General features: G+C 66.6%; 22 protein-coding genes. 11 read left to right on the top strand and 11 right to left on the bottom strand.

What is annotated here, in order from left to right; all coding sequences use genetic code 11:
• Positions 1-101 precede the first annotated feature (101 nt).
• Positions 102-1,577, top strand: coding sequence for an aldehyde dehydrogenase family protein (locus FHU31_RS10565; RefSeq protein ID WP_167158059.1), 1,476 nt, complete (start codon positions 102-104; stop codon positions 1,575-1,577).
• Here FHU31_RS10565 and FHU31_RS10570 read toward each other — a convergent pair.
• From FHU31_RS10570 to FHU31_RS10580, 3 genes are read right to left on the bottom strand one after another with little or no spacing between them, the layout of a single operon-like run.
• The gene (locus FHU31_RS10570) at positions 1,564-3,228 is read right to left on the bottom strand and encodes a medium-chain acyl-CoA ligase Mig (RefSeq protein WP_167158061.1); all 1,665 of its coding nucleotides are present in this window, start codon (positions 3,226-3,228) and stop codon (positions 1,564-1,566) included. The genes FHU31_RS10565 and FHU31_RS10570 overlap by 14 nt on opposite strands.
• Positions 3,221-3,811, bottom strand: coding sequence for a cysteine hydrolase family protein (locus FHU31_RS10575; RefSeq protein ID WP_167158063.1), 591 nt, complete (start codon positions 3,809-3,811; stop codon positions 3,221-3,223). Before FHU31_RS10575 ends, FHU31_RS10570 begins: the two co-directional genes overlap by 8 nt.
• On the bottom strand, positions 3,808-4,806 hold the full coding sequence (locus FHU31_RS10580) for an aromatic ring-hydroxylating oxygenase subunit alpha (RefSeq protein WP_167158065.1): 999 nt from the start codon (positions 4,804-4,806) through the stop codon (positions 3,808-3,810). Before FHU31_RS10580 ends, FHU31_RS10575 begins: the two co-directional genes overlap by 4 nt.
• An 83-nt stretch (positions 4,807-4,889) precedes the next feature.
• On the opposite strand from FHU31_RS10580, the gene FHU31_RS10585 reads away from it, so the two are divergent.
• Together FHU31_RS10585 and FHU31_RS10590 are read left to right on the top strand one after the other, a co-directional pair.
• Positions 4,890-5,711, top strand: coding sequence for a mycofactocin-coupled SDR family oxidoreductase (locus FHU31_RS10585; RefSeq protein WP_167158067.1), 822 nt, complete (start codon positions 4,890-4,892; stop codon positions 5,709-5,711).
• 1 nt (position 5,712) lies between these two features.
• Complete coding sequence (locus FHU31_RS10590; protein ID WP_167158069.1) at positions 5,713-6,156, top strand: nuclear transport factor 2 family protein; 444 nt, start codon at positions 5,713-5,715, stop codon at positions 6,154-6,156.
• A 59-nt stretch (positions 6,157-6,215) separates the two neighbouring features.
• Here the strand turns inward: FHU31_RS10590 and FHU31_RS10595 are convergent, their stop codons facing one another.
• Complete coding sequence (locus FHU31_RS10595) at positions 6,216-6,830, bottom strand: TetR/AcrR family transcriptional regulator (RefSeq protein ID WP_263988040.1); 615 nt, start codon at positions 6,828-6,830, stop codon at positions 6,216-6,218.
• A gap of 66 nt (positions 6,831-6,896) precedes the next feature.
• Between FHU31_RS10595 and FHU31_RS31490 the strand changes: the two genes are divergently transcribed.
• The 3 genes from FHU31_RS31490 to FHU31_RS10605 are packed head-to-tail and all read left to right on the top strand — an operon-like array spanning position 6,897 to position 9,378.
• Positions 6,897-7,937, top strand: a complete 1,041-nt coding sequence (locus FHU31_RS31490) for a phosphotransferase (protein ID WP_234901182.1) — start codon at positions 6,897-6,899, stop codon at positions 7,935-7,937.
• Complete coding sequence (locus FHU31_RS31495; RefSeq protein ID WP_263988039.1) at positions 7,934-8,305, top strand: nuclear transport factor 2 family protein; 372 nt, start codon at positions 7,934-7,936, stop codon at positions 8,303-8,305. Before FHU31_RS31490 ends, FHU31_RS31495 begins: the two co-directional genes overlap by 4 nt.
• Positions 8,305-9,378, top strand: coding sequence for a TIGR03857 family LLM class F420-dependent oxidoreductase (locus FHU31_RS10605; protein ID WP_409371228.1), 1,074 nt, complete (start codon positions 8,305-8,307; stop codon positions 9,376-9,378). The genes FHU31_RS31495 and FHU31_RS10605 overlap by 1 nt, the downstream gene beginning before the upstream one ends.
• A 30-nt stretch (positions 9,379-9,408) precedes the next feature.
• Here the strand turns inward: FHU31_RS10605 and FHU31_RS10610 are convergent, their stop codons facing one another.
• On the bottom strand, positions 9,409-10,917 hold the full coding sequence (locus FHU31_RS10610) for an acyl-CoA carboxylase subunit beta (protein ID WP_167158075.1): 1,509 nt from the start codon (positions 10,915-10,917) through the stop codon (positions 9,409-9,411).
• 58 nt (positions 10,918-10,975) lie between these two features.
• Between FHU31_RS10610 and FHU31_RS10615 the strand changes: the two genes are divergently transcribed.
• Genes FHU31_RS10615 through FHU31_RS10625 form a run of 3 tightly spaced genes read left to right on the top strand, consistent with a single transcriptional unit; the run spans position 10,976 to position 14,174 of the window.
• Positions 10,976-12,013: an LLM class F420-dependent oxidoreductase gene (locus FHU31_RS10615; protein ID WP_167158077.1), complete on the top strand. Its 1,038-nt coding sequence runs from the start codon at positions 10,976-10,978 to the stop codon at positions 12,011-12,013.
• A gap of 3 nt (positions 12,014-12,016) precedes the next feature.
• On the top strand, positions 12,017-12,889 hold the full coding sequence (locus tag FHU31_RS10620) for an SDR family oxidoreductase (RefSeq protein WP_167158079.1): 873 nt from the start codon (positions 12,017-12,019) through the stop codon (positions 12,887-12,889).
• Positions 12,890-12,944: 55 nt separating this feature from the next.
• Positions 12,945-14,174 (top strand): cytochrome P450, encoded by a 1,230-nt coding sequence (locus tag FHU31_RS10625; protein ID WP_208410845.1) that lies wholly within the window; start codon positions 12,945-12,947, stop codon positions 14,172-14,174.
• On the opposite strand, the gene FHU31_RS10630 is transcribed toward FHU31_RS10625, so the two are convergent.
• The 4 genes from FHU31_RS10630 to FHU31_RS10645 all read right to left on the bottom strand — a co-directional run bounded on the left by FHU31_RS10630 (position 14,171) and on the right by FHU31_RS10645 (position 19,731).
• The gene (locus tag FHU31_RS10630) at positions 14,171-14,308 is read right to left on the bottom strand and encodes a YbdD/YjiX family protein (RefSeq protein WP_208410193.1); all 138 of its coding nucleotides are present in this window, start codon (positions 14,306-14,308) and stop codon (positions 14,171-14,173) included. The two genes, FHU31_RS10625 and FHU31_RS10630, sit on opposite strands and share 4 nt — an antisense overlap.
• The gene (locus FHU31_RS10635) at positions 14,308-16,602 is read right to left on the bottom strand and encodes a carbon starvation CstA family protein (protein WP_167158085.1); all 2,295 of its coding nucleotides are present in this window, start codon (positions 16,600-16,602) and stop codon (positions 14,308-14,310) included. Before FHU31_RS10635 ends, FHU31_RS10630 begins: the two co-directional genes overlap by 1 nt.
• Positions 16,603-16,679: 77 nt before the next feature.
• On the bottom strand, positions 16,680-18,119 hold the full coding sequence (locus FHU31_RS10640) for an LCP family protein (RefSeq protein ID WP_167158087.1): 1,440 nt from the start codon (positions 18,117-18,119) through the stop codon (positions 16,680-16,682).
• Between the two features lie 91 nt (positions 18,120-18,210).
• A complete protein-coding gene (locus FHU31_RS10645) occupies positions 18,211-19,731 on the bottom strand; it encodes an ATP-dependent DNA ligase (RefSeq protein ID WP_167158089.1) in 1,521 nt (506 codons plus the stop codon).
• 103 nt (positions 19,732-19,834) lie between these two features.
• Here FHU31_RS10645 and FHU31_RS10650 point away from each other — a divergent pair, with 103 nt between their 5' ends.
• Positions 19,835-20,287 (top strand): pyridoxamine 5'-phosphate oxidase family protein, encoded by a 453-nt coding sequence (locus FHU31_RS10650; protein WP_167158091.1) that lies wholly within the window; start codon positions 19,835-19,837, stop codon positions 20,285-20,287.
• Positions 20,288-20,330: 43 nt separating this feature from the next.
• Here FHU31_RS10650 and FHU31_RS10655 read toward each other — a convergent pair whose 3' ends face one another.
• Complete coding sequence (locus tag FHU31_RS10655) at positions 20,331-21,422, bottom strand: substrate-binding domain-containing protein (protein ID WP_208410194.1); 1,092 nt, start codon at positions 21,420-21,422, stop codon at positions 20,331-20,333.
• 97 nt (positions 21,423-21,519) lie between these two features.
• Here FHU31_RS10655 and FHU31_RS10660 point away from each other — a divergent pair, with 97 nt between their 5' ends.
• Positions 21,520-21,948 carry a MarR family winged helix-turn-helix transcriptional regulator gene (locus tag FHU31_RS10660; RefSeq protein ID WP_167158095.1) on the top strand — a complete coding sequence of 143 codons (429 nt, stop codon included), beginning with the start codon at positions 21,520-21,522 and terminating at the stop codon, positions 21,946-21,948.
• 21 nt (positions 21,949-21,969) lie between these two features.
• On the opposite strand, the gene FHU31_RS10665 is transcribed toward FHU31_RS10660, so the two are convergent.
• Complete coding sequence (locus tag FHU31_RS10665; protein WP_167158097.1) at positions 21,970-23,133, bottom strand: iron-containing alcohol dehydrogenase; 1,164 nt, start codon at positions 23,131-23,133, stop codon at positions 21,970-21,972.
• Positions 23,134-23,261: the final 128 nt, after the last annotated feature.

Consider the following 23,261-nt stretch of genomic DNA (forward strand, 5'->3'; position numbering starts at 1 on the left):
GAAACACCTCGCTTTCCAGCGGGGATGTCGTTGGACGGTGTCAGCGTCACGGGACGGCGCGGGCTGCTACCGTGGCAGCCACCGGGAGGGAGTGGGCAGATATGGGCACGACCGACGAACGGGTGAGTGGACAGGTGGACATGCGTGCCCTGCTGGACCGTCAGCGGCGCTCCTTCATCGCCGACGGACCGCCGGACGTCGCGGTCCGGCGACACCGCATCGACCGGTTGTTGGCGCTGGTGCTCGACAACACCGACGAGTTCGCCGACGCGATGGCCGCCGACTTCGGCACGCGGTCCCGGTCGGCATCACTGTTCACCGAAGTCGTCGGGATCATCCCGGTGATCGAACACACCAGAGCCCACGTGGCGCAATGGATGCGGGCGACCAAGCTGATGCGTGCCGCCCGAGTGGCGGGCCTGCGAGCCGAGGTGGAGCCGGCGCCGCTGGGTGTCGTCGGCATCATCGGTCCATGGAACTTCCCGCTGAATCTGGTGGTACTGCCGGCCGCTGCGGCGTTCGCCGCAGGAAACCGGGTGATGATCAAGATGTCCGAGATCACCTCGCACACAGCAGAGGTGATGTGCGCGAAGGCACCCGACTATTTCGACGAGACCGAACTGGCCGTACTGGTCGGTGGCGCCGACACGGCCGCGGAGTTCTCGACACTGCCGTTGGATCACCTCTTCTTCACCGGCTCGCCCGGGGTCGGCGCACTGGTGCAGCGCGCTGCATCGGAGAACCTGGTCCCGGTGACCCTCGAACTCGGGGGCAAGAACCCGGTGGTGGTGGCGTCCGACGCCGATATCCGCCGCTCTGCCACCCGGATCGCTCAGGCACGCATGGTCAACGGCGGACAGGTATGCGTCTGTCCCGATTACGTCTTCGTGCCAGATCACAAGATCGGCGAATTCGTCGACGTCGCCCGCCAGACGTTGCGCACCATGTTCCCGTCGATCGTCGGCAACGGCGATTACTGCTCGAGCGTCAACGACGCCAACTTCGACCGGGTGGTCGGGCTGATCGACGATGCGCGCACCCGCGGGGCTACGGTGGAAGCCGTTGCGCCGCCGGGAGAGTCGCTGCCGGACCGGACGAGCCGCAAGATCGCACCGACCATCGTGCGTGATATCGACGACACGATGAGGATCGCCCGGGAGGAGATCTTCGGACCCGTCCTGGTGGTGCACGGGTACGCCACGCTGACACAGGCGATCGACTACATCAACGCCCGCCCCGCGCCCCTGGTGGCCTACTGGTATGGACCCGACGGTACGGCGTTCCGGACCTTCGTGAGCCACACCCGCAGTGGTGGTGTGGCCCGCAACGACTTCGCCGCGCAGATGATTCCGTCGGCGGCACCATTCGGTGGCGTCGGGCGCAGCGGTATGGGCGCCTATCACGGCAAGGCCGGCTTCGATGCGTTCAGTCACCAGCGCACGGTGGTGGGTACCGACCTGCCGTTCAGCATGACCGGCAGCGCGGCGCCGCCGTTCCGGCGCGGAATGCGGATGTACGCCGACGCCACCCTCGCCATGGCGCGCCGGCGCACCCATCGCAGGCTCAGGAATCAGTGATCGCCTGCTCGCGGGCCCACCGGTAGTCGGCCTTGCCCGCCGGGCTGCGCTCAACGACCGGCCGGAACACCACGGCCTTGGGCAGTTTGTAACGCGCGATGGACTTCTCGGCGTGCCGGATGAGCTCTTCGGCGTCGACGTGGGCGCCGTCTGCCAGCGCAACCACCGCGACGACCTCGGAGCCCCACCGCTCACTGGGCCGGCCGGCGACCACGACATCGGCCACCGCGGGGTGCGAGGCGATCGCGGATTCGACCTCTTCGGCGAAGATCTTCTCGCCGCCGGAGTTGATGGTCACCGAATCCCGGCCGAGCAGTTCGATGGCACCGCTGTCCAGATGGCGAGCACGGTCACCCGGCACCGCGAAGCGCACGCCGCCGATGACGGGGAAGGTCGCCGCCGTCTTGGCCGCATCACCCTTGTAACCCAACGGGACGTAGCCACGCTGGGCCAGCCAGCCCAGACCGTCGTGCGCCGGCGGCAGCACGGAACTGAGATCCTCGGCCACCACACAGGTATCGGGTCCCGCATTGAAGATGCCGGTCGAGACGGCGCCGGGAGCCGACATGTGGCTCATCTGCGCACCGGTCTCCGAAGAGCCGACGCCGTCGATCACGATGAGTCCCGGTTTGGCGTCGATCAATCGCTGCTTGACGTACGGAGTGAGCTGCGCGCCACCGTTGGCGACGACAGCCAGGCTGGAGACATCTGCGGCGCCGTCACGCAGACCGGTTTCGATCGCGGTCAGCAGCGGCCGGGCCATGGCATCGCCGACGACGGTGGCCACCAGCACCTGTTCGCGCTCGATGGTGCGCACCACATCATCGGTGTCGAAACGATCGACGATGCTGGGGAAGGCCAGCGTCTGGCCGGTGGTGATCGCCGTCATGGCGGCCCACTGGGCGGCGCCGTGGATGAGCGGCGGCAGAATCAGCAGTTTGGTGCCGGGGTTCTCGGCCGCCCGTCGCGCGATCTCGTCGACCGAGCCGGCCTGCTCGCCGGTCACCATGTTGCGGCCGCCGAAGGCGGTCATGAAGATATCGTGCTGGCGCCACAAGACGCCTTTGGGCATGCCGGTGGTGCCACCGGTGTAGAGGACGTAGAGATCGTCGGGGGAGGGCTGCACCGGGGGTGCCGGGACATTCTCGGCGACAATCGACTCGTAGTCGACCGCGCCGTCGAGCAGCTCATTGCCGGAACTGTCCGCGATCTGGATGAGCACCTTGAGGTTCGGCAGCTCAGCCCGGATCTCGGCGACCCGGGGTGCGAACGCCGCGTGATACAGCAATGCCGAAGCCTCGGAATCGGCCAGCAGATACTGTAATTCGGTTTTGACGTAACGGTAGTTCACGTTGAACGGCGCCACCCGGGCGCGGAAGGAGCCCAGCAGTCCTTCGACGAACTCCGGCCCGTTGTACGCGTAGATGCCGAGCAGATCCTGGCCCACCTGATGGCCGGCCAGCGCATCGCGGTCGGTGTGGCAGCCCAGACCGCGCGAATGCAGGTAGGCCGCCAGCCGATTCGACCGGCCCACGATATGGCGGTAGCTGTACCGGCGGTCGCCCTGGCTGACCAAGGTGCGGTCCGGTATTGCGGTTGCGACCGATTCGGCCACGGCAGTCACGGTGAATTGCGTTGCTACCTCAGGCATGTGTACTCCAGGTCGCGATCAGATCGTCGGTGGTGGTGACGGTGGCAAGTAGGGACAGGCTGTTGTCGATGACGGCCGCACCGTACTCGGCCGGGAATCCCGCTACTGCGTCGCGCGGGAGCACGACCCGGTAGCCGGCGTTCACGGCGTCCATCACGAGGTTGGGGATGGCGATGTTCAGCGAGACGCCGACGGCGACGATGGTGGTCACACCCAGATTGCGCAGGATCGCGTCCAGATCGGTGCCGCCCATCGGGCCGACGCCGTGCCAGCGTGACAGCACCAGATCGGCGGGCTCCGGGCCGAATTCGGGCAGCAGAGTGGCACCGGCGCTACCGGGGATGATGTCGACGGAGCGCTTACCCGCGGCGAACAGCCGGGCATTGTGATTGGAGCCCAACCCATCCGGGCGGCGCTGCACCAGGCAGTGCACGACGTGGTGGCCGGCGGCACGGGCCGCGGGCAGCAACCGGGCGATGTTGGGCAGTGCCACCCGCCGCGCCTCCTCGGCGAGCAGGGCCAGCCCGGCGTCGGGCCCGACCACCGCACCCTGGAGTTCCTGGGTGACGACGGCCGTGGTCACGCGTCCGCGCCGACCTCGTAGAACTGGGTGGCCCACTTACGCATGGCCATATAGGGTTTCGCATCTATCTTGGACAGCGACGGCCGTTCGACGTATTTCTGATAGCGCCAGATCTCCAGGTCGTCCCAGACGGTGACGAGGTACTGCTGCTCCACCCGCTTACGGACATCCTCGGGTGGGATATCGGAGGTGTCGCCGGGTTCTTTGGGCCACCAGATCGAATAGAACATGTTCGACACCTGGTCGTCGACGGGTGTGCACGCGAAGATCAGCCGGTGGTTGGCGGCACCTTCGAAGACGCTGATGGCGAAGCCGAGGCCGGAGAAGTGGCTGTGGATGTAGAGCGCCATCCGGTCGGGGTCGGCACTGCGCGCGTCGGGCCACCCGGTGAGGAACCGCCATTCGTTGTCCACCACCTTCCAGTCCAGGCACACCGGCGTGACCGTGGCGCGGTGCACATAGCGGAAATGTGCGCTGTCGGGCCCGTTTTCGGCGACGATCTGCGGATGCACCGGCTCGTTCTCGGCGAACCGGGAGAATTCGGGGAACGGGCGATAGTACCTGTCCGGGTCGGTGGGGAACTGGGGGAACTTGTCGAAGATATCGGGCAGCTCCCACTGCGGCGCCGCCCCGTGCGGTTGATGCCACATGAACACCACACCGTGTTGTTCCCGCACCGGGTAGACACGCAGGCGGACTCCACGGTTGGGCCGGTCGGGTTGATAGGGGATGAACCTGTTGGTGCCGTCGGGTCCCCAGCGCCACCCGTGGAAGGGGCACTCGACGCAGTCGCCGACGATCTTGCCGCCGTGGCCCAGGTGGGCGCCGAGATGCTTGCAGTGTGCCTCCATCAGGTGCAGTTCACCCGACTCGTCCCGCCAGGCCACCAGGTCCGCACCGAAGTATCGGAGGGCTCGGGTTTCGCCGGTGAGGAACTCCGCCGACCAGCCGATGACGAACCAGCCGGTGACCTTCCAGGTGAACGGAACCTTCACGACCAACCTCCGCGATCCGGCCAAGATACTGAACAGCTTACAGTAGTATCATCCGCAATTGCCGTGAAATGCAAAGGAGCGCGATGCCAGGGTTGTTGACCGACAAGGTCGCGTTCATCACCGGAGCGGCACGTGGTCAAGGACGTGCGCACGCGGTCCGGATGGCGAAAGAGGGTGCGGACATCATCGCGGTCGACATCGCCGGACCCCTGCCGCCGAAGGTGCCCTATCTGTCGGCCACGCCCGATGAGTTCGCGGAGACGGTCGATCTGGTGAAGGCGACCGGGCGGCGGATCTTTCACCGCGCGGTGGATGTGCGGGACTTCGAGGGCCTGAAGTCCGCTGTCGACGACGGTGTCGCCGAACTGGGCCGCCTCGATGTGATCGTCGCCAACGCCGGCATCACCATCCCCGAGGCCTGGCATGACATCACCCCGGAGTCCTTCCGCGACGTCATCGACATCAATGTCACCGGTGTATGGAACACCGTCCAGGCGGGTGCGCAGCACATCATCGACGGCGGCAATGGCGGCTCGATCATCCTGGTGAGTTCGCTCGCGGGCGTGAAGATGCAGGCCTTCATGGTGCACTACACCGCCAGCAAGCACGCTGTCACCGGGATGGCGCGTGCGTTCGCCGCCGAGCTCGGCAGGCATCGCATCAGGGTGAACAGCCTGCATCCCGGCCCGGTGCCCACCGCGATGGGTTCTGGAGACATGCTGGTGGCGTTGAGCAAGGCGTTTGAGACGAACCCCACGCTGGTGCAGATGGGGACCCCGTTCACTCCGGACTGGGGCGTCGAACCCGAGGATGTCGCCGCGTCCGCGGTCTGGCTGGCTTCTGACGAGGCCCGCCACATCACCGCCGTGGCGCTGGCGATCGACAACGGAATGGCACAGTTCTGATATGGACGACCTTGAGGCAATTCGCCGACTCAAGGCGCGGTACTGCCGGTTCCTCGACACCAAGGACTACGAGGCGTGGAAGGGGTTGTTCGCTCCCGATGTCGTGGTGAGGCTGGACATGGCGATCTCCACCGGTGGAGCCGACGGTCAGACCGCACCCGATCTGAACGGACTGGACGAGTTCGTGCCGGTGGTGCTCGGCGGTGTCGAGCACGCGCAGACCAAGCATCATGTGCACACCCCGGAGATCGACCTCACCTCCGACACCACCGCATCGGCCATCTGGGCGATGGAGGATCTGCTGTTGTTCCCGAACGGGGGCGAACTGTTCGGGGCCGGCCACTATCACGAGACGTACGAGAAGCGTGCGGGCACATGGGTGATCACCAGCCTGCATCTGACGCGCACCATTCTGCGGTTCACCGCGGGCAGTGCCGGCAGCTAGCCGCGCGGCGGAATTGCGCAATGCCGATGCCGCCGGTGGCGACCGGTTCCCGCAGTCGGTCAGGGCGCCGGTGCGTAGCTTGAGATCAGCCGTGCCCGAACGCGGTTGATCTCGGCGTCGAGATCGTGATCCTCGGGCACCACGATCCACTGGTAGGCGATCCCGAAGACCGACGCGGTGATGTCCTCCCGTGCGCTGTCGATATCGATATCGGGCCGGATCGATCCGTCGTCGATGCCGGTGCGCAGGCCGGCCTCGATCTTGCCGGCCGCTTCGCGCAGCTGGGTGCGGACGGCCTCGCGCAGCGGTGAGACGGTCTTGACCGCCTCGAACGCCGACACGAACATGGCCCGCATGAGCGCGGGGTCCACCGCGTGGATCTCCTGGATGCGCTCGAAATGCGCGAGCACCTGCGCCAGACCGTCGGCGTCGGGCTCCGGATCGGGGTTCAGCCGGGCCACATAGGTCTGCTGGAACGCCGTCAGGATGGCGTCCTTACTGCCGTAGCGGGCGTGCACCATGGCCCGGCTGTACCCGGCGCGTCGCCCGATCTCCGCCGCCGTCGTTGCCTCCCAGCCTTTTTCGACGATCAATTCGGCGGCCGCGATGAGCAGCCGCTGGGCGGACATCTCGACGCGTTCTGGTTGGGTCAGGCCCTGGGCGGGGGACGGCACCCTTGCATATTAGTGGGCCGACAACTAACTTAGTTGTTCAGCGTCAAATTTCCCGAAAGGTCGACGATGACTTCGGTGGTCCCGTCCGGTATCGGTGAGGTGACGGCGGCCTGGCTGTCGGAGGCGCTGCCCGGCACCGTCACCACCGCGCGGGCCGAGCGGATCGCCGAGGACACCGGATTCTCGGCGCTGCTCTACCGGTTGCAGTTGACCGGGACCGATGTTCCCGAGACCGTGATCGTCAAACTTCCCGCGGAATCGGAGGCGCGCGGCGGTATGGCGCTGCTCGGCGGATACCGGCGAGAGTTCGACTTCTACCGCCACATCGCAGCTGTGGCGCCGTTGTCCGTCCCGGCCTGTCACGCCGCGCTGATCTCGGGCGACGATTTCGTGCTGGTGCTGGAGGACCTGCGGGACTGGGAGAACGCCGACCATCTCGCCGGCCTGTCGTTGCCACGGGTCCGGACCGCCCTGAACGCACTGGCAAGCCTGCACGCGTGGTCCGAGACGGATGCCGAAGAGGCTTCCCTGCAACGCTTTCCGGTGATCGATGATGCGCTGACCAGGAATTTGTTCCTACCCGCCTTCACTCCCGGCTGGCAACTGTATCTGGACAAGACCGACCAACCGGTGCCCGACCAGGTGGCCCGGTTCGCCGAGCGGTTCGGTGAACTGGCGCCGCAGGCGCTGACCGCGCTGACCGAACGGGCGATGTTGCTGCACGGCGACATCCGCGCCGACAACATGTTCTTCCGCGACGACGCTCTCAAGATCGTCGATTTTCAGTTGACGGTGCGCGGAGCCGGGGCGGCCGATATTGCCTACCTGGTCAGCCAGGGCCTGCCGACCGAGGTGCGCCGGGGCAAGGACCCTGACCTGGTGCGCGAATGCGTGACACAACTGAAATACCATGGAGTCGACGACTATTCGTTCGAGCAGGCATGGCGGCACTACCGATTCGGCGTCGCCCTTCTGATGTACATGCCGGTGGTCGCCCTGCTCACCTGGGATATCGTGCCCGACCGGTCGAGGCGGCTGTGTGTGACGCTGATCGACCGCGCCGTCGCGGCTATCGAGGACACCGGTGCGCTGGAAGAGTTCCGGTGAGATCCGCACGGCAAGTGGTGGAGCAGTACAACCTGGTGGTGTGGAACGAACGTGACTTCGCGCTGGCCGAAGAACTGCTGGGCGAGCATGTGGTCCGGCACGACGTCGGGGAGTCCACCACCCTCACCCACGCCGAAGCGGTCCAGCGGGTGGTGGACCACTGGGCGATGTTCGACACCATCCGGTTCGACCTGAACCTGGTGGTGGCCGGCGATGACGGTGAGCACGTCGCGATCGTCTACCAGTCTCCGATGATGCTCAAGGACGGCGCCGCGACCACCATCAGCAGCATCGAGATCTTCCGGGTGCGCGACGGCCGTATCACCGAGGTGTGGAATTGTGGCTACAAGCACGGAGTTTGGGCGTGATGTCCGGCGGTCAGGAGCGAAGCGACATGGGGATTGGCACAGCGGTACTCGACGAACTCGGCTACTACCTGCTGGCCGGCGCCGGGGGTGAGGGTCCGGCGACGCTGATGGACGAGGCGCGCCGGGGCGAGGAGCTCGGATTCGGTACCGCGTTCATCTCCGAGCGCTGGAACGTCAAGGAGGCCTCGTCGCTCACCGGTGCCGCGTGCGCGGTGACGAACCGGATGCAGATCGCCACCGCCGCCACCAATCACCACACCCGTCACCCGTTGATCACCGGATCCTGGGCCACCACCATGCACAAGCTGTCCAGGGGCCGGTTCACCCTGGGCATCGGGCGCGGGATCGCGGCCATCTACCACGCCTTCGGGGTGCCCGCGGTGACGACCGCGCAGATGGAGGACTTCGCGCAGGTGATGCGTCGGCTGTGGCACGGCGAGGTGATCTTCAACCACGACGGGCCGATCGGCAAGTACCAGGTGCTGTTCCTGGATCCCGATTTCCGGGAGGACATCCGATTGGCGATCGTGGCGTTCGGACCCCAGACGCTGGCCCTGGGTGGCCGCGCCTTCGACGATGTCATCCTGCACACCTACTTCACACCGGAGACATTGCAGCGCGCGGTCAACACGGTCAAAGACGCCGCCGAGCAAGCCGGCCGAGATCCCGCGAGCGTGCGGGTGTGGTCATGTTTCGCCACTGTCGGCGACCACCTACCCGAGGAACTGCGGTTGAAGAAGACCGTTGCCCGCCTGGCCACCTACCTCCAGGGTTACGGTGATCTCCTGGTCGCCACGAACAAGTGGGATCCTGCTGTGCTGCAACGCTTCCGCCAGGACGCCGTGGTCACCTCGATCCCCGGCGGAATCGACCACAAGGCCACCGCCGCGCAGATCGAGCACATCGCCACCCTGATCCCCGACGAATGGCTGGAGCCCTCGGCGACCGGATCGGCGCGCCAGTGTGTGGACCGGATCCGCAAGGAGTTCGGCTACGGTGCCGACGCGGTGATCCTGCACGGTGCGACCCCGGACGAGCTCGAACCGATCGTGACGGCCTACCGGCAGTCCTGAGTCTTCGGGCGCCGCCACACCAGCACCGCCTCAGGGCAGGATGACGGTGCGCTGCACCGGTTCGGCGGCCGCCTGGCGGGCCCGCAGTCCCCGTCGCAACGCGTCGAGCAGTTGGTCGCGGGTCTCGCGCGGGTCGATGAGTTCATCGAAACCGAGATGCCCGGCGGACCGGAACGAGGCCGTGAGCTCTGCCTCACGCAGTCTGGCGGCAAGATTCTCCTCGGCGTGCGAGGCCTTCGACAGCGCCGCCGCACTCATGGCGCCCATGGTGGCGCCGGGGAAGGCGAAGGTGGCCTCTTGCCCGTCGAATCCGAGCAGGGACATCACCATTGAGCCGAAGCCGTACGCCTTGCGTAGCGTGACATGCAGTTTGAGCGTGGTGGCGGCGGTCTGCGCGGCGAACATCCGGGCGCCGGCCCGCAGCACACCGGAGCGCTCCGAGCGGCTGCCGGGCAGCATGCCCGGGTTGTCGGCGAAGAACACGATCGGCAGATGGAAGGAATCGGCGACCATGATGAAATGTGCTGCCTTGTCGGCGGCATCGGCATCGATGGATCCGGCCAGCACGTTGGGCTGGTTGGCGACCACGGCGACCGGATGCCCGCCCAGGTGTGCCAGTGCGCAGATGATGGCCTTGCCGAAATACGGCTGGACCTCGAACCAATCGGTGTTGTCGAAGACGACGTCGAGCACCGAGCGCATGTTGTAGACGCGCCGATTGTCGCGGGAGATGATGTCCAACAGCTCTGGGGTCGGTCGGGGCGCGGTCTCCCCGTCCTCTGCGATGTCCTCTGCGACCTGTTCCGGATAGGACCACGCGCTCGACGGGAAGTACGACAGGTAGCGCCGGATGTCGTCGAGGACGGCCTCGTCGTCTTCGCCGAGGTTGTGGACCACTCCGCTGTAGAGGGCGACGTTCGGTCCGCCGAGGTCTTCCTTGGTGATGTCCTCACCAGTGGACTCCTTCACGACCGGGGGACCCGCGGTGAAGATGGCGCCCTGGCTGCTCATGATGCGGAAGTCGCTCACCGGCGCCACCAGTGCGCCGTGTCCCGCCGACGGACCGAGCAGAGCGGCCACCGTCGGCACCCGGCCAGAGCACTGTGCCTGGGCCAGCAGATCGGTGGGGGTACGTCCGTACCGCTCGCCGCTGGCGCGGTGGCCGGCGCCCTCCAGCAACATGACCAACGGAATCTTGTCGCGCAGAGCGAGTTCGGCCACCCGGTACCGCTTGGCGTTACCCGATGGTCCGATGCTGCCGGCCAGGGTGGTGAAATCCTCGGCGCCCACCATCACCGGTGCGCCGTTGATCAGCCCGGAGCCGGTCACGATGCCGTCGGCGGCGATATCCTCGCCGGCGAGCATGCCGAGTTCACGGAACGAACCCTTGTCCAGCAGGCGGTCCAGCCGGGCGCGGGCGTCGAGCTTGCCCTTGGCATGGTGCTTGGCGACCCGCTCGTGGCCACCCATGCCGAGTGTGTGCCGTCGTCGGCGATCGAGATCGTCGAGGGTTTCCTGCCAGTCCGAAGCGTTCGCCATCACCCGTCCTTGTCTGTGGCGTTGACCATACTGAATTGCTTACTGTAGCGTCCCCAGCATGGGTAACCGCGCCCGGCTCGCCATTGATCGGGGCATCCCCAGCGACCTGCATGAGGTGCCCACTGTGGCGCGCACGCTGGAGGAACAGGGCTACGACGGGTGCTGGACCGGTGAAATCAACCATGATCCCTTCCTGCCGCTCGTTCTTGCCGCCGAGCACACCACCAGGATGCAGCTCGGCACGAGCATCGCGGTGGCTTTCGCGCGCAATCCGATGATCGTCGCGGGTCTGGGCTGGGACCTGCAGTCCTATTCGCAAGGCCGATTCATCCTCGGTCTCGGCACCCAGGTACAGGCGCATATCGAAAAGCGGTTCAGCATGCCGTGGGGGCAGCCGGTGCGCCGGATGGGCGAGTTCGTCGCTGCGGTGCAGGCGATCTGGGCCTCCTGGCGCGACCACAGCAGGCTCGCCTTCGAGGGTGAGTTCTATACGCACCGGCTGATGACCCCGATGTTCACCCCGGAGCCGCATCCGCATGGCCTGCCGAAGATCTTCCTGGCCGCCGTCGGCGATGCGATGACACAGTTGTGCGGTGAGGTGGCCGACGGGCTCATTGCGCACGCCTTCACCACCAGGCGTTACCTCGACGAGGTGACCGTCCCCGCGGTGCAGGCAGGGTTGGCGCGGTCCGGTCGGGACCGTTGCGCACTGGAGGTGTCCTGCCCGGTCTTCGTCGTGACCGGCGAGACCGAGGAGCAGTTCGCCGCCGCGGCCGGCGCGCACCGCAAGCAGATCGCCTTCTATGGATCCACCCCCGCCTACCGCCGGGTGTTGGACCTGCACGGCTGGGGCGACCTGCACACCGAGCTGCACCGCCTATCGCGGCTGGGGGAATGGGACACCATGGCCGGGCTGATCGATGACGAGGTGCTGAGGGCGTTCGCCGTGGTCGCACCGCTGCCGGAGGTGGCCGCTGCCTTGCGACAACGTTGCGCCGGGGTCATCGACCGCGTACTGCCCGGCTTCCCGGCCGGCCTGTCGGAGGCGGCGATATCTGATGTGCTGCAGGAACTTCGGATCTTGGCGAGGGGATAGAGTGTGGACAACATCAGCGGTCGCACGGTGGCCATCACCGGCGCGGCGCGGGGGATCGGCTACGCGACCGCGCAGGCGCTGCTCGCTCGTGGGGCGCGCGTGGTGATCGGCGATCGCGACGTCGCCGCCCTGGAGTCGGCGGTGACGTCACTGGGTGGGCGGGTCAGCGGTCACCCGCTGGATGTCACTGACCGCGAGTCGTTCTCGGGCTTTCTGGCCCACGTGCGCGCCGACGGCGGCCGGGTCGACGTACTGATCAACAACGCCGGGGTGATGCCGATCGGCGGATTCCTGGAGCAGGGGCAACGGGCGTTGCGCTCGGCGATCGAGGTCAACTTCTACGGCGTCGTCACCGGCTGTCAGCTGGTCCTGCCGGAGATGATCGAGGGCGGCCGCGGTCACATCGTCAACGTGGCGTCGCTGGCCGGCCTGATGCCGGTGCCCGGCCAGACCGTCTACGCCGCAACGAAATCCGCCGTGATCAGCCTGTCCAGTGCCATGTCTGATGAGTTCGCCGCCCGCGGTGTGCAGGTCAGCGTGGTGATGCCTCCGTTCACCCGCACCGAACTGATCTCCGGCACGGCGCAGACCAGGACGAACCGGCCCGTTGAACCCGAGGCCATCGCCGCGGCGATCGTCAAGACGCTCGACAGGCCCAAGACGCATGTCACCGTGCCCGGCGGAATCCGGTTCGTGCTCGGGCCGCTCGGTCTGCTCGGACCGCGGGGCCGGCGTTGGGTGGGCCGCCGGTTCGGCACCGACAAGGTGTTCCTGGAGTTCGACACCGCCGCGCGTCAAGGCTACGAAGACCGGGCTCAGGCGGCGCTCGGGGTGGTCGACGATGCGGATCGGGATACCCGGGATATTCAACGGTAGTGCTTACAGTAATAATGTCAGTCAATATCCCAGCAGCGAGGAGCCGCCGGTGAGCATGCCGACCATGGACGAGGCCGCAAAGGTTCTTGCGGACCCGAAGGCCTACACCGACGAAGCCGGGCTGCACGTCGTGCTCAGCCAGCTGCGCGCCAACGCTCCGGTGGCCTGGGTTGAGGTGGCGGACTACGCACCGTTCTGGGCGATCACCAAGCACGCCGACATCATGGAGATCGAACGCGCCAATGAGGTCTTCACCAACTCGCCGCGGCCGGTCCTGGTCACCCGAGAGGGCGACGAACAGCAGGCCGCGATCGGGATCAAGACGCTGATTCACATGGACGACCCGCAGCATCGCGATTTCCGGGCGATCGGGGCGAACTGGTTCCGGCCCAAGGCCATGCGCGCGTTGAAGGACCGCGCCGACGAGCTGGCGACACAGTTCGTCGACAGGATGGCGGCGCAGGGACCCGAATGCGATTTCGTCCAGCAGGTGGCGGTCAACTACCCGCTCTACATGATCATGACGCTGCTGGGTGTGCCCGAGGCGGACTTCACCTCACTGCTGCACTGGACCCAGGAACTCTTCGGCAACGACGACGAGGAATTCCAGCGCGGTACCAGCATGGCGGAACGTGGCCTGGCCCTGCTGGAGATGTTCCAGTACTTCACCGAGCTGACCGCCGCACGTCGAGCCAATCCGACCGAGGACCTCGCCTCCACGATCGCCAACGCCACCATCAACGGCGAGCCGCTCAACGATATCGAAACCGTCTCGTACTACGCCATTCTCGCCGCGGCCGGACATGACACATCGAGTGCGAGCATCTCCGGTGGTATGCATGCGCTACTCGAGCACCCGGAGGAACTGGCCCGGTTGCAGCAGAATCCGAGTCTGATGCCGCTGGCGGTCGAGGAGATGATCCGCTGGACCACACCGGTCAAGGAGTTCATGCGGACGGCCCAGCGTGACTATGAGATCCGCGGAGTGCGGATCGCGGCCGGTGACTCGGTGCTGTTGTCGTATGTATCCGGTAACCGCGACGACGAGGTGTTCGCCGATCCGTTCCGGTTCGATATCAGCCGGGATCCCAACAAGCACATCGCCTTCGGTTACGGCGTGCACTTCTGTCTGGGCGCGGCACTCGCGCGTCTGGAGGTGAACAGCTTCTTCTCCGCACTGGTACCGCGACTGGAATCGATCGAATTGGCCGGCACCCCGGAACACATCGCCACCACCTTCGTCGGCGGTCTCAAGCACCTGCCGATCCGGTACCGGCTGCGCTAGCAGCAGCGGGCGCCCGGGTTGGCGTCGGCGGCCGCGTGGCGCATCCGCCAGTACTCCCGCTCGCTGAGCACCGGCTCGCCGGGATGGGTGCGCCGACGGTGCTCGACGTAGCGCTGATAGTGGTTGTCGCCCATCAATGATGAGCAGTACCAACTGAATTTGTGGATGAGGGCGGTAAGGCGTCCCACTGTTTCTGCACCTCCTTTTCGGCGGCGGTCGGGATCAGGCCCGAGGGGGCGAACAGCCGGGACGGCACCGGATCATCGGCCGAGAGCGGCCGGCCGGCCCCGCGCAGGGTCCGCAGCGCCACCACGACGCCGGCCAGGAACACGATGAGCACCAGCACCGCGAAGATGATCGACAGGGTGCCCTGGATGAACGTGTTGCGGATGACGGCGTCGAGCTGATCGACATTCTTGGCGGCGCCGAAGGCCGTCTTGCCGGCGTCCTTCGCAGCGACGTACTGCGCGTGCTGGGTCCAGTAGCCCACCTTCGGATCGCCGGAGAAGATCTTCTGGAACGAGGCGGTCATCGTCACCGTCAGGTCCCACAGCAGCGGAACACCGGGGATCCAGGCCCACTTCACCAACCCGCGTTTGATGATCACCACCGTCACCACGGTCAGCGCGATCGCGGCGAGCAGCTGGTTGGCGATGCCGAACAACGGGAACAACGTGTTGATGCCACCGAGCGGATCGGTGACACCCATCAGCAGGATGCTGCCCCAGGCCGCCACCACGATGATGCTGCAGAGCCACGCGCCGACGCGCCAGCTCGGGTCGCGCAGGTTCTTCAGCGGCCCGCCCAGATTGGCCAGCCCGTCGGACAACATGAACCGGGCCACCCGGGTACCCGCGTCGACGGTGGTCAGGATGAACAGGGCCTCGAACATGATCGCGAAGTGGTACCAGAACGCCTTGAGGCTTGCGCCGCCGAACACCTGGTGCAGCACCTCGGACATCCCGAAGGCCAGGGTGGGGGCGCCGCCGGTGCGGGAGACGATCGATTTCTCACCGACACTGGTGGCCGCGTCGGTGATCTCACCCGCGGTGATCGGCTGCCCGGACAGGCCCAGGCCGTTGACATAGTCGGCCGCGGTTTGTGCCGTGGTACCGGTCTGGGCCGACGGTGCGTTGATGACGAAGTAGAGGTGCTGGTTGAGGATCGCCGCGGTGATGAGCGCCATGATGGCCACGAACGACTCGGTGAGCATGCCGCCGTAGCCGATCAGCCGCATCTGAGATTCCTTCTCCAGCAGCTTCGGCGTGGTGCCCGAGGAGATCAGCGCGTGGAAGCCGGACAGGGCTCCACATGCGATGGTGATGAACAGGAACGGGAACAGTGCGCCGGCGAACACCGGGCCGGAGCCGCTGCTGGCGAAGTGCGAGACCGCCGGGGCCGCCATCAGCGGGCGCGCGAGCAGGATGCCGATGGCCAGCAGCACGATGGTGCCGACCTTCATGAATGTGGACAGATAGTCCCGCGGGGCCAGCAGCAACCACACCGGCAGCACGGAGGCGGCCAGGCCATAGACGATGATGCACCACGACAGCGTCACCTTCGACAGCGTGAACCAGTCTGTTCCCCAGTCGGTTTCGGCGACCCAGCCGCCGGCGACGACCGCGAGCAGCAGCAGCACCACACCGATCAGCGACACCTCCGACACCCGGCCGGGCCGCATGAAGCGCAGGTACAGCCCCATGAAAAGGGCGATCGGGATGGTCATGGCGATGGAGAACACGCCCCACGGGCTCTCGGCGAGGGCGTTGACCACCACCAGCGCCAGCACGGCGAGCAGGATCACCATGATCACCAGGACGCCGACGATCGCGGCGACGCCGCCGATGCTGCCGAGCTCGTCACGCGCCATCTGCCCCAGGGAGCGGCCGCGGCGGCGCACCGAGATGGACAGCACGAGGTAGTCCTGGACGCAGCCCGCGACCAACGCGCCCACGATGATCCAGATGGTGCCGGGCAGATAGCCCATCTGCATGGCCAGCACCGGCCCGACCAGCGGGCCCGCGCCGGCGATCGCGGCGAAGTGATGCCCGAACAGCACCCGCCGATCGGTGGGCATGTAGTCGGTGCCGTTCTCGAAGATCTCGGCCGGGGTGGCATGGTCATCGCGCGGGCGCACGATCTTGTTCTCGATCAGCCGCGCATAGAACCGGAAGCCGATGACGTAGGTGCAGATCGCGGCGATGACGAACCACACCGCGTTGACCGTCTCGCCGCGCACGAAGGCGATGAGCGCCCAGGCCACCGCGCCGAGCAGTGCGATGACGCCGAAGATGACGCGGTGCCGCACGGTGATCGGGGAGCGGTCGATGATCGCGACCGGCGGTAGATCCTGCTCCGTCCGGATATAGGTGATGTCACCCTTGTGCTCTTCGAGCCCACGCGCAGAAGGTGTAGAAGGTCCGGCCATACCCCGATCCTTGCATCGCGCAAATCCGGACTGTGACCGAACTGTGGAATTCCCGCGTCCGATCGTGGGTCCCGCCACTAGTCGACGCAGGGAATCTGCCCGTTGTCGATGGGTTTACCCGGGTTGGGCACGTCGGGCGTGTCTGGGCCCGACCCGGACACGGCCTCGGTGGATCCGGCCGCGGTGACGGTACCGGGTGGCACGTAGTCCGCGCCGAGGACGATCCGGATATGCCCGGCGCCGACAGCGTCATCGGGGGTGGGCGTGGAGTCGATACCGAGCAGCGTTCCGACGGCATGCACATCGGTCCCGGTGCCTGCGCCGCCGTCCACCGTCGTGGCGGTCGGATCCGCGGCCGTCGCGTTGCGGACGTCGCCGATATTGAAGCCCTTGGCGCGCAGGGCATCCGAGACGGTGGCCGCCAGTCCTTCGGTGCCGCCGGCGTTGATCACGTCGACGGTGCTGGTGGGCAGTGCGGTGAAGTCGGGCAGATCACCCGAGAAGGCGGCGCTGACCTCGGCCTTGATCGCCGCGGGGTCGATGATGTTGACGGCCTGGCCGTCGACATTGTCATAGCGCAGGACCGGCAGGGTCTGGAATTCGACATGGCCGCCCGCAAGCTCGGCCACCCGGCGGAACTGGTCCGCGCCCCAGCCGTTCGACAACACGATGTCCTTGTGCGCGACCCCGATGAGGCTCTGTAGCTTGCCGACATCCGCCAGCGCTCCGCTGTCCTGCAGCTGGCGCATCACCGATACCAGGAACGCCTGCTGGCGGTGGGTGCGGTCGAGGTCGCCGTTGTCCAAGCCGTGGCGTTGCCGGACGAACTCGACTGCCTGTTCGGCATCCAGAGTCTGGTTGCCCGCCGGGAAGTGGGCGCCCGAATAGTCGTCGGACACCGCCGAATTCAGGCACACCTGGACGCCACCGAGACTGTCGGCCAGGTCGTAGAAACCCGCCAGATTGATCTCGGCGAAATAGTCGATCGGGACCCCGGTGAGGCGTTGTACCACCTTCAGCGTCGCAGCCCGGCCGGCCTCACGCCCCTTGGACTCCAGTGTGGACTGATCGCCGACCCCGTCGTTGACGAGGGTGTCTTCGGCGGCGGCCTTGGTCAGGCCGTACGCCTCTTTTATCTTGATGTTGTCGTTACCGGGCACGATGCCGGTGACGTCCACATAGTCGTCGCGGGGAATCGAGAACGCCGTGACGTGATCGTCGGGGGAGATGTGGACCAGGATCAGCGTGTTGGTGTTGTAGCCGCCGGAATCCGAGTCGCCGGCGTGCAGCTTGTCCAGTAGTTCCTGGGGCAGGTCGTTGCCGTTCTGATCCTTGCGCGAATCCAGGCCGATCAGCAGGACATTCATGGCGCCGCCGGTGGAGTGTGCGGTGACACCCAGGGCGCCCAGCGCATCGGACACGGTGATACCGCCGACTGCGCGATACACCTGCCACCAACCGGCACCGGTCAGCACCAGGACGAGCGCTGAGAAGACGCCGATCGCTTTACGAATCATTGCGTGGTCATCTCCGCGGCGGGGTCGGCATCACCGAGATGATCGCACCCGTAGCTGTGAGCATCCTCGCAGCGTGCTGGGGGTTGCGGGGTCAGTCGGCCCGCTGGAACAACGCCCGCACGGTGTCGATGGTGTCGGCCTCACCGGCCGTCTTGTCGTCCCGATAACGCAACACCCGGGCGAACCGCAGCGCCATTCCGCCCGGATACCGCGTCGAACCCTGCACGCCGTCGAAAGCGATCTCGACGACCTGCTCCGGGCGTACCTCGACCAGATAACCGTCGGTGCCGTGGACGGCCAGCTCGGTGAACCGCCGGGTCTGCCAGTCCAGCGTGGCGTCGGTCATGCCCTTGAAGGTCTTACCCAACATCACGAATCCGCCCGTCGCCGGATCTCGGGCCCCGAGGTGGATATTCGACAGCTTGCCGGTGCGCCGACCCGAGCCCCATTCCACGGCGAGCACCACCAGATCCAGGGTGTGCACCGGTTTGACCTTCAGCCACCCGGACCCGCGGCGACCGGCCTCATACGGTGCGGTCGGCGATTTCGCCATCACCCCTTCGTGCCCCGCGCTCAGCGTGGCATCCAGGAACCGGGCCGCTGCAGCTGGATCGGCGGTGATCAGCCGGTCCACCCGCTGCGCGGCGGGTACCACCGCGTCGAGGACGGCCAGACGTTCGGTGGTCGGCAGATCGAGCAGATCGGTGCCGTCGTGATGCAACAGGTCGAAGAAGAACACCGATAACGGCGGTTCGCCTCGACCGGTCGTGCCGAACCGCGAGGCGGTCACCTGGAACCGGTGCGGGCGTCCGTCCGGCCGTAATGCGATGGCCTCCGCGTCGGCAATGAGATCGGTGACCGGCAGGGCGCGTGCGGCCGCGACGACCTCCGGCAGGCGCGCGGTGACCTCGTCGAGGCTGCGGGTGTACACCGTGACGTCGTTGCCGCGACGGTGGATCTGAACCCGGGCGCCGTCCAGCTTCGTCTCGAAAACGGTGTCGCCACCCAGTTTTTCGAGAGCGTCACCGACACCGGTCGCGGTCTGTGCGAGCATCGGCCCGACCGGGCGTCCGACGGTGAGGGTGAACCGGACCAGACCGGCGGCGCCCTCGGACAGTGCGGCGACGGCGACCGCGGACAGGTCGCCGGCCAGCATCGCAGCCCGGCGGACGTCGGCGGCGGGTACCGCGGCGGCCCGGGCGATGGCGTCGGCCATCACCCCGGCGAGTGCACCCTGACGCAGTTCGCCGGACAGCAGCCGCCGTAGGAAGGTCTGTTCGGCGCCGGTGGCCGCGGTGAACAGCTCGGCGAGCAGCTGGGTGCGCAGTGCCTGCGAACCTTTGCCGGTGGTGGTCTTGATCCTGCTGAGGGTGTCATCGACGCCGGACACCGTCAGCTCCGGCACGGCGGCGGGTTCGGGCAGCACCTTCAAGGCGGCCCACCCGACACCGATCTGGCGCTGCGGAAGCTCACCCGCCAGCCAGGACACCACGATGCCGACGTCGCCGGGATCGGAGTGGGCCAGCAGCGTGGCCACCCGCGCCGCTTTGGCCAGCCGCGAGGACGACGCCCCCACCTCGGCCGAGGCATCCGCCACTGCGCTGAGCAACATGTCTCCACGGTGCCACGAGGCACAGACAAGTCGGGACTTTCGGCCCTGTGTGCGACGCCGCCGGGCGCGCAGAGTGTCACCAGGAGCGAGAGAGGCGGCGAACATGTCGAACACACACGAGCTGGATGTGCTCAACCGACGGCAATGCCTGGACCGGTTGCAGAGCACCCGCGTCGGTCGGCTCATCTTCACCGAGGGGGCGCTGCCCGCGGTGCAACCGGTGAATTTCCGGCTGTGGCATCACGATGTGGTGATCCGGGTCGCCGGCGGAGGCAAACTCGCCGCTGCAGCCGACCATCAGGTGGTGGCCTTCGAAGCCGATGACCTGGACCAGGACCTCCGTTCCGGATGGAGTGTGACCATCGTCGGCCATGCGGAGCCCATCACCGATATCGATGAAATAGTCGAGGTGGCAGGTACTTTCGTCACGCCGTGGGTAACCGGCCGGCGCGACCACTTCATTCGGATCAAGACCGAGCAGATGACCGGGCGTGAGTTCCGCGACCCGGCCAGCCCGCACTACCACGCGGCCGCCGTGTCGGAGTCCGCTCAGTAACCGAGCACCGCGTGGCCGGTCCGGGTGGACTGTTTCGTGCCGGTCAACCCAGTGGGACGGCAGTCATCTCGGTGAGCACGTTGAAGTCGAACCCGTCGGCTTCGGCCAGATACGTTCGGGGGGCGGTGTGTCCGGCGTCGAGGCGTTGCACGCCGCGAGCGCATTCGTATACCAGCGAATTCGACAGCGTGGTCATCACGTTCACGTCGAGGGTGCCCGCGGTACGCGCGAGCGCCGCCAGCAGATGCAATCCCTCGTAGCACGATTCACCCATAGTCCCCACCAACGGGGCGTCAGCGCCGAACCGGCGGGCATATCGCCCGACGAAGTCGAGACTGTCGGAGGTGCACAGGGACGAGAAATAGCCGGCGCCGACGTACAGGTCGCGGCAACTGTGATCGCCCGCGGCCAGCAGCATGTTCTCGTCCATCAGGGGTGTCAGGCGGACCGCCTTGGCGTCCAGTTCGCGTGCGGCGTACTGCCGATGGAATTCGACGGCGTCCTGCCCGACCAGCAGAACGACCACCGCCGTGGCGGTCGAGCGCTCGAGCCGGTCGAGCTGTGCGTCGAAACTCGACGTGCCCAGCGGAACGTACATCTCATCGACGAGGCTCCCGGAGCCTGTCGTGGCGAGATGCCCTCGGATGGTGTTCGCGGTGCCGCGTGGCCACACGTAGTCGTTGCCGACCAACGCCCAGCGGGAGATGCGCCTCTCCCCAGCGAGCAGTGTCATCGCGGGCAACAGCTGCGTCTCCGGCGTCTCGCCGGTGACGAAGACGCCCGGGCGCCGCTCACCGCCCTCGTACAACGAGTTGTAGATATAGGGGATCGCGCCACCGATGGCCGACGCCAGTGATTCCCGCACGGTGGACGTGTGTACGCCCGCGACCGCTTGTATCCTGCCTGCCATGGCGAGTTCAAGCACCTGCGCTCGAACTTTGTCTACCTGCGCGCCGCCGTCGACGTGCACGAGTTTCACCTCGCGGCCGAGTATGCCGCCCTCGCGATTGATCTCCTCGGCGGCCAGTTCCGCACACAGTTGCGCCGACGGACCGATGATCCCGAGTGGTCCCTGCAGCGGATTGACCACGCCGACGACGACGGCGTTCGATTCCGTCCGTGCGTTGCTGTTCATGCGGCCCATCTCCACCACCAGGTCGGGGTTGTCGTTCGATTACCCTGAACCACCCGCTACGGTAATCCACGGCGGGAGGTAACGACAGTTGGGAACCGTGAGCCAGGCTGCGCTGGCGTTGAGCGCGATTCAGAACTCGCTGCTGGAGCGGGTTCGTGAGGTGCTCGCCGCAGGGGGATGCACCCTGGAGGAGTGGCGGATCCTGGATTGTCTCAAGGACTCTGGGGCGCTCGCCATGTCGGAGATCAGCGAGACGACATCGATTCCGCCGTCGGCACTGACGAAGATCGTCGACCGCATGGTGGCCAACAACCTGGTGTATCGCCGGACGGACAACGTCGACCGGCGCAAGATCAATCTTCGGCTGACCTCGCGGGGCGCCAGTGCGTACCGGCAGCTGGCCGAAACCGTGGATCGCTGCGATCTGCTGTACGACCAAGACCAGTTGCAGAAGTTGACGGCGTTGTGCGACCTGGTGCGTGACGTGGCGGAGTCCGCCCCGAGCAAAGGCGGGATCCCGGCGTAGGGATCCCGCCGCCGGGCTCGGTCACCAGGCATAGATCTCGTCGTAGATCGCTGCGATGTCCTCGGCGTCGGGAACGAGCGGATTGTTGGCCGGGGACCCCGAGGCCAGGGCTTGCTCGGCCATGGTCGGGATGAGCCGATCCCAGTCGGTGCGAGCGATGCCATAGTGCTGGGGCGTCGGCACGGTGAGGTCGCGGCACAGTTCGGATATCCCCTCGACGAACTTCGCGGCGGCGACCGCGCTCGGATCGTGCTCGGTGGCCAGACCCATGGCACGGGCGCAGTCTGCGTACCGGTCGGCGGCACCGTCGATCGAGTACCGCGTCACCGCGGGAAACAGCATGGCATTTGAAAGACCGTGTGCCACATGAAAATGCGCGCCGATCGGCCTGCTCATGCCGTGGATCAGGGCGACGCTGGAGTTCGAGAACGCCATTCCGGCCTGCGTGGCCGCGATCATCATGGCCGCACGTGCTTGCTCGTCGTGCCCGTCGGCGACCACCCGCCGGATGTTCTGGCCGATCGCCCGGATGGCAAGCAGGCACAGACCGTCGGAGAACGCGTTGGCCTTGCGGCTGACGTAGGCCTCGACGGCGTGGGTGAGCGCGTCGATACCGGTGTCGGCGGTCAGTCGTGCCGGCATCGACATGGTGAGGCGGTAGTCGATGATCGCGGCGATCGGCAGGAACGACGTCCCGATGCAGAGCATCTTCTCGTCGGTGGCGCTGTCGGTGATGACGGTGAACTGAGTGGCCTCCGATCCACTGCCGGCCGTGGTCGGGATCGCCACGATCGGTAGCGCGGGACCGGTGTAGACGTTGGGCGCCTTGAACTCTCGCATCGGCTTGTCGTTGACGCCCAGCACGGCCAGTGCCTTGGCGGTGTCCATCGGGCTGCCTCCGCCGAATCCGACGACGCTGTCGGCGCGATGTGCAGCCAGCGCCGACTTGGCGGGGGCCAACGAGTCCGTGGTCGGATCGGGCACGGTGTCGGAGTACACGGCGACGCTCGCCCCGTCGGCTTCCAAGGCTGCGACGAGTCTGTCGACCTGGCCGGTGCTGACCAGGAACGCGTCGGTCACTATCAGGGGACGCCGGGCGCCGAGGTCGCTGAGCACTGCACCGGTCTGGTCGACGGAACCGCCGCCGATCCTCATGGTTCGCGGCACGGAAATGGCATGTGTCATAGGTGTCCTCGATCTCGATTGCTGACTCGGTTCGTAGCGGTCCGGGCCCGTGGCCCGCGCCGACCGACAAGGGACTCGGTATCAGCTTCATGGGCGAATATGCACCAGTCAACAGTCAGATCCGCACA

Source organism: Mycolicibacterium fluoranthenivorans (assembly GCF_011758805.1).
GTDB lineage: Bacteria > Actinomycetota > Actinomycetes > Mycobacteriales > Mycobacteriaceae > Mycobacterium > Mycobacterium fluoranthenivorans.